The sequence below is a fragment of the Candidatus Angelobacter sp. genome (assembly GCA_035607015.1).
In the GTDB taxonomy this organism is placed as follows: domain Bacteria; phylum Verrucomicrobiota; class Verrucomicrobiia; order Limisphaerales; family AV2; genus AV2.
Map to the genome: position 1 here is coordinate 1 of DATNDF010000008.1, position 5,165 is coordinate 5,165.

General features: G+C 58.0%; 5 protein-coding genes and 1 tRNA gene. 4 read left to right on the forward strand and 2 right to left on the reverse strand.

Annotated features, from left to right (window positions below; genetic code table 11):
• Positions 1-1,386, reverse strand: a 1,386-nt coding sequence (locus VN887_00265) for a hypothetical protein (GenBank protein ID HXT38432.1), incomplete at its 3' end; no start/stop codon positions are given.
• Between the two features lie 249 nt (positions 1,387-1,635).
• On the opposite strand from VN887_00265, the gene VN887_00270 reads away from it, so the two are divergent.
• From VN887_00270 to VN887_00280, 3 genes are all read left to right on the forward strand, one after another.
• Positions 1,636-1,950 carry a hypothetical protein gene (locus VN887_00270; GenBank protein ID HXT38433.1) on the forward strand — a complete coding sequence of 105 codons (315 nt, stop codon included), beginning with the start codon at positions 1,636-1,638 and terminating at the stop codon, positions 1,948-1,950.
• 97 nt (positions 1,951-2,047) lie between these two features.
• A tRNA-Arg gene (locus VN887_00275) sits at positions 2,048-2,124 on the forward strand.
• A 43-nt stretch (positions 2,125-2,167) separates the two neighbouring features.
• Entirely contained in the window at positions 2,168-3,055 is an 888-nt protein-coding gene (locus VN887_00280) for a dihydropteroate synthase (GenBank protein HXT38434.1), read from the forward strand.
• A 149-nt stretch (positions 3,056-3,204) separates the two neighbouring features.
• On the opposite strand, the gene VN887_00285 is transcribed toward VN887_00280, so the two are convergent.
• Positions 3,205-3,732 (reverse strand): hypothetical protein, encoded by a 528-nt coding sequence (locus VN887_00285; GenBank protein ID HXT38435.1) that lies wholly within the window; start codon positions 3,730-3,732, stop codon positions 3,205-3,207.
• A gap of 191 nt (positions 3,733-3,923) precedes the next feature.
• On the opposite strand from VN887_00285, the gene VN887_00290 reads away from it, so the two are divergent.
• The coding region (locus VN887_00290) for a dihydroxy-acid dehydratase (protein ID HXT38436.1) at positions 3,924-5,165 on the forward strand (1,242 nt) is incomplete at its 3' end.

A 5,165-nucleotide genomic window follows, 5' to 3' on the forward strand; every position in this document is an offset into this window, starting at 1 on the left:
GGTGGCCTTGATGGAGACCGGCCGCTGACCCATCAACAAACCACGCACGATTTCCACCGTGGTGGCGATGCGGTGCACCTGCGTGTTCTTAATGGCGGCCTCACGCGCCTCGTAAAACCCCTCGGCTTTCTTGCGGCAGGCATCCATCTCCGCGCGAATCCCGTCAACTTTTTGAGCGACCGACTGAAACTCCTGATCCGCCTGCTTCTCTTCCGCCCCCAACTGCGTCTCCAGGGACGCCTGGGCTGCCAACAATTCTTCGCGTTTGCGATCCGTTTCCTCGCGCTTGGTGCTGGAGCGACGGTCAAATTCATCGCGCAACCTGTGGGCATCGGCGTCCACCTGGGCAACACGCTCACGTCGCTTGTTATTGACGGCGAGTAATTCGGCTTCCTTGGCCTTGATTTGATCGTCGATCTCCGCGATCTCCACGGGTTTGAGGATCGTGTTGGTCTCGCGCACGGGTGGAACACCGGGATCAACGGGTTCCTTCATGAACTTGCGCTTCAGAAAATTGGCCGCCGCGTAAGCCGCCTTGTCCTTTTCATAGGCCGCCTTCCGGTTGGAGTAATCGGCCATCTTCGCCTTGTAGGCATTGTCAATGCGAGCCTCCTCGGCGTTCCATTTGGTGGCCCGGCCCAACTCGGTTTCGCGGCGGGCGCGCAGATCGGTAATGGCCTTGGTGAGCTGCGCCGTGTCGGCATCAAACTGCTTGATGATGGTGGCCTGGCGTGCTTCAACCTCGGACAACTCTTTCTTCTGATAATCGGTCAGGGAAATGGCGTCCTGGCGCGACTCGCCATTGAGCTTGAGCGATTCCTCCAGATCGGCCTTGGCCTTGGCCTTCTTCGCGGCCAACTCCGCGAGTTTGCTCTGTCGGTCGGATTTCTTTCCCTCAATGGCGATCAACTCTCCATTGAGGTGGGCAATCTTGATTTCCTCCGCGGAAGCCTGTTCGAGCATCTGGCTCGCCGGGGCCAGGGCAACGCCCATCTCATAAACCGCCATGTCCTTGACCAATTGGAAGGTCAGCAAACAAATCAAAGGCAACCCCACCATCAGCATCACGCCCTTTTGCCAGCCACGACGCGAGGCGGTCCAGATGGCCAGCGGCAGCTTCAGCAACTCAACCGCCAGGATCGTCGCGCCGATCGGGCCAATACCAAAAAAGGTGACTCCCATGCCCTTGGGCAGGCAGACCACCTGTTGATATTTCCAGCCCGTTGACAGGATGACGAATTCCGTCACGGTCGCCATGACGAGCAGGGGCAGAGTCAGGTAGGAAATGCGCTTGCTCTTCAACCTCTGCCACGGGGAAAATCCCCTGTCCCCCGCGCCCGCGGAATCAGGAGAGCCTTGCGAATTTGTCGAGTTGGTGTTTTTCATAAATGGACCTTGTAAAATCTGTACATCAACAGCGGAGCAAAGGTAGATTGTAGCTTTCCATCATCTGACCGTTTAGCTTTGCGTGGTCGAGTGTTGGATCATGAAACCACCAGCAATTTGTCCTTTGGTGCCCCTGTCGTTGCATGTAACGTGGTGTCGCATTGCACTGTCAGCGAGTTCTGTTTTTACCCGGCCTGCCGGCCGTCGTAAAATCCATCGTGTGCCTGCGCTGCGCCCTAAAACTTAACAATGAGATTATTCAACCGGCGGATCTCCGATGTCGGTGGCGCCAATCGCGGCTTCGATCTTGCGCTGCCATTCATCGCGCGGCGACAAATGCATCTTGCATGCCAGCACACCGATTCTCTGGTAAGCCTGCCTGCGAGCTCCATCTGCCGCGACGCGTTGAGCATCGGAGGACGCGAGCAAAGACCTGTGAAATTAGAGCCGTTCTGCGCACGGCAAACTGCTGGAATACACAAAGGCAAAATAACTTTAGAGATTTTGCGGACCGAATTGTGGGCAGTGCGGGCACTAAAAACTGGACAGCAAACGCTTTCGTGAAGGCGGCCTGCTGCGCCGATCTAATGGCTTTCGAAATGGTGGAGCCCGGACGGCGCTTGCCTGTCGTCCACCCTTTCGTTACTCTTCGCTTCGGTGTGCGCCCGTAGCTCAGTTGGATAGAGCATCTGCCTTCTAAGCAGATGGTCCCGCGTTCGAATCGCGGCGGGCGCGCCATGTCATCGGCGAATTGCAACGGCCGGTTTACGATTCTCCCCAAATGCTGAAACTTGAAGACCTCGCCGGGTTGCTCGAGAAAAACAGCGCCACGGCGGCAGCGCGCGTCAGGGAGTTTTCCATCGCGGGAAAGCAATTCGCGTTCAATTCCAGACCGTCGATCATGGGCGTGATCAACCTTTCGCCCGATTCGTGGTATCGCGAAAGCGTTTGCCTCACGGCGGATGCGGCGATTCGCCGCGCGAAGGTGTTGCACGAACTGGGCGCCGACATCGTGGACGTTGGCGCGGAATCAACGCTGGCTCAAGCCGCACGCGCCGATGACGTGTCGCAAAACGCCCGGCTGCTTCCGGTGATCAAATCCCTGCGCGGCGCAAACATTCCCGTGTCCGTCGAAACGTACCAACCCGCGGTGGCACGCTCCTGTCTTGAAGCCGGCGCCAACGTGTTGAACTTTACCGGCGCCGACCGGACCGACGAAATGTATCAGATGATCGCCGCGCATGACGCGGCGGTAATCATTTGTTACGTGCAGGGAAAAAACGTGCGCGAAGTAAGTGATTTCGATTTCAGCGCCGATCCCATCGCCATGATGTATGAGTATTTCGCCCGTCAGATCCAAATTGCGGCGAAGAGGGGTGTGGAGAGGATCTTCATCGACCCCGGTCTTGGGTTTTATTATCGCAATCTGCAGGACAGCGCTGTGCGCGTGCGGCATCAGATGACTGTATTCCTGAACACGTTCCGGTTGCGCGCGCTCGGTTTCCCGATTTGCCACGCCCTGCCCCACGCGTTCGAGTATTTCAAAGAGGAAGTCCGCTGCGCGGAACCGTTCTTTGCCGTACTCGCCGCGCTGGGCAAAACCGATTTGTTTCGCACACACGAAGTGCCGCGTACCAAGGCGGTGCTCGACACACTGGGCATTTTTTGAACCTGCCCGAAGGCGGCCTGTCAGGTTGTGTGCTCAGTCCGCCAGATTGAACCGGCGGACGAAACCCGGGAGGTCATCTCAAATCAGAGACCTGCTCCGACCTTGTTCGCGTTTTCTCGCAGCGGTTCCACCATAATGATGTCCCCACGCTATCTGGCGGTGGAGGGCGGCAGAACCAGAATCTGACCGCTCATGGAAGGTTGGTGCATCGCGCAAATGAATTTGAACAAACCGTCCCTGTGGAACGTGAATACGAATGACGTTTCTTTCAATGGCGGTAGCAGCACTTTCATCAGGACTGTTGAATCAGGGTCCATCAACATGAAGTCGTGGTTGTCGTCCGGCTGAAGATTCCAGAAGCGAATGATCGTCGGCTCGTCCCGGTGCACGGCGAAAAAGCTCGGCGAGAAGGCGTAGACCTCGTTGAATCGCGCAACCGTCTCGGCCGGGCCGCTTTCCTTGGTCGCCACCCCATGTGTCTGGAGCAAAATAGTCGCCCTGGCCGGCTCGTTGGTACCCGTGCTCACACTCACGATTTTGGAGCCTTCCGCGTTGGGCATGAAGAACGACTCCATTTCCTCCTTCGACATCGGCTTTGGCATTTCCTGTTTGGGGCTGGCGCATCCCGCGAAGAGGGCAAGCGTGCCTAAAGTCAGTAGCAAACGAACGGTTTTCATTTGTTAATTAATTGTTGGCGATGGACTTTCTTATCGGAGCGGCCTTGCGACATTCAGCCAGTGCGATTACGCGGCCAGTGTCGTCTTCCCCCGCTCTGACGGTCAAGATTTTGAGTGCTGCAAATCAGGCGAATCGTTCGCTTGTCCTCCGTCTTGCTCTCCTGCCCTGTTTCAGCAACACTTCCCGCCCGATGAAAAAGAATTCTTTACGTCCCCACTCAAGCATCCTGGTTGACGGCCCGGACCGCGCACCCGCGCGCGCCATGCTTTATCCCGTCGGCTTCAAGACGGAGGATTTTTCCAAACCCATCATCGGCATTGCCTCTACCTGGGGCATGGTCACGCCCTGCAACATGCACATCGACCAGCTCGCGCTTGAATCCGAGAAAGGCGCCAACGACGCCGGTGGCAAGGCCATCGTCTTCAACACCATCACCGTGTCAGACGGCATCTCGATGGGCACTGAAGGCATGAAATACTCGCTCGTCTCGCGCGAGGTCATCGCTGATTCAATCGAAACCGTCGTGGGCGCGGAAGGCATGGATGGCTTCGTCGCCATCGGCGGTTGCGATAAAAACATGCCTGGCGCAATGATGGCCATCGCGCGGCTTAATCGTCCGTCGGTGTTCGTCTATGGCGGAACAATTCTCCCCGGCTGCCTGACGATTCAGGAACCGGGCCCGGACGGTCCGCGCGCGCTCATGCCGAAGACTCTGCTGGACATCGTTTCCGTCTTCGAAGCCGTCGGCAAGCACGCTGCGGGAAAAATTGACGACAGAACGTTGCAAGCCATCGAATCCTGCGCGATTCCTGGTCCGGGTTCGTGTGGCGGCATGTACACCGCCAACACGATGGCCAGCGCGATTGAAGCGCTCGGCATGAGTTTGCCCAACAGCTCCGCGCAAAACGCCATTTCGCCCGCGAAAAAAGACGATTGCCGCCGCGCCGGCGCGTGCGTCGTCGAAATGCTCAGGACCGGATTGCGCCCGCTTGACATTCTCACGAAGAAAGCGTTCGAGAACGCCATCACCGTCGTCATCGCGCTCGGCGGTTCGACCAATGCCGTGTTGCATCTGCTCGCCATCGCGCACGCCGCGAAGGTGAAGCTCGCGCTCGACGATTTCACGCGCATCGGCAAACGCGTGCCCGTGCTCGCCGACCTCAAGCCCAGCGGCAAACATCTGATGTCCGAACTTGTCGCCATCGGCGGCATCCGTCCGCTCATGAAGACGCTGGTCGACGGCGGCCTGCTCCACGGCGACGCCCTTACCGTCACCGGCCAGACCATGGCGCAAACGCTCGCCGACGTGCGGCCGCATCCCACCGGGCAAACCATCATTCAACCGCTCGACCAACCGATCAAAAAGGATAGCCACCTCGTCGTCCTGTATGGAAACCTCGCACCGGAGGGAGCGGTCGCTAAAATTTCGGGC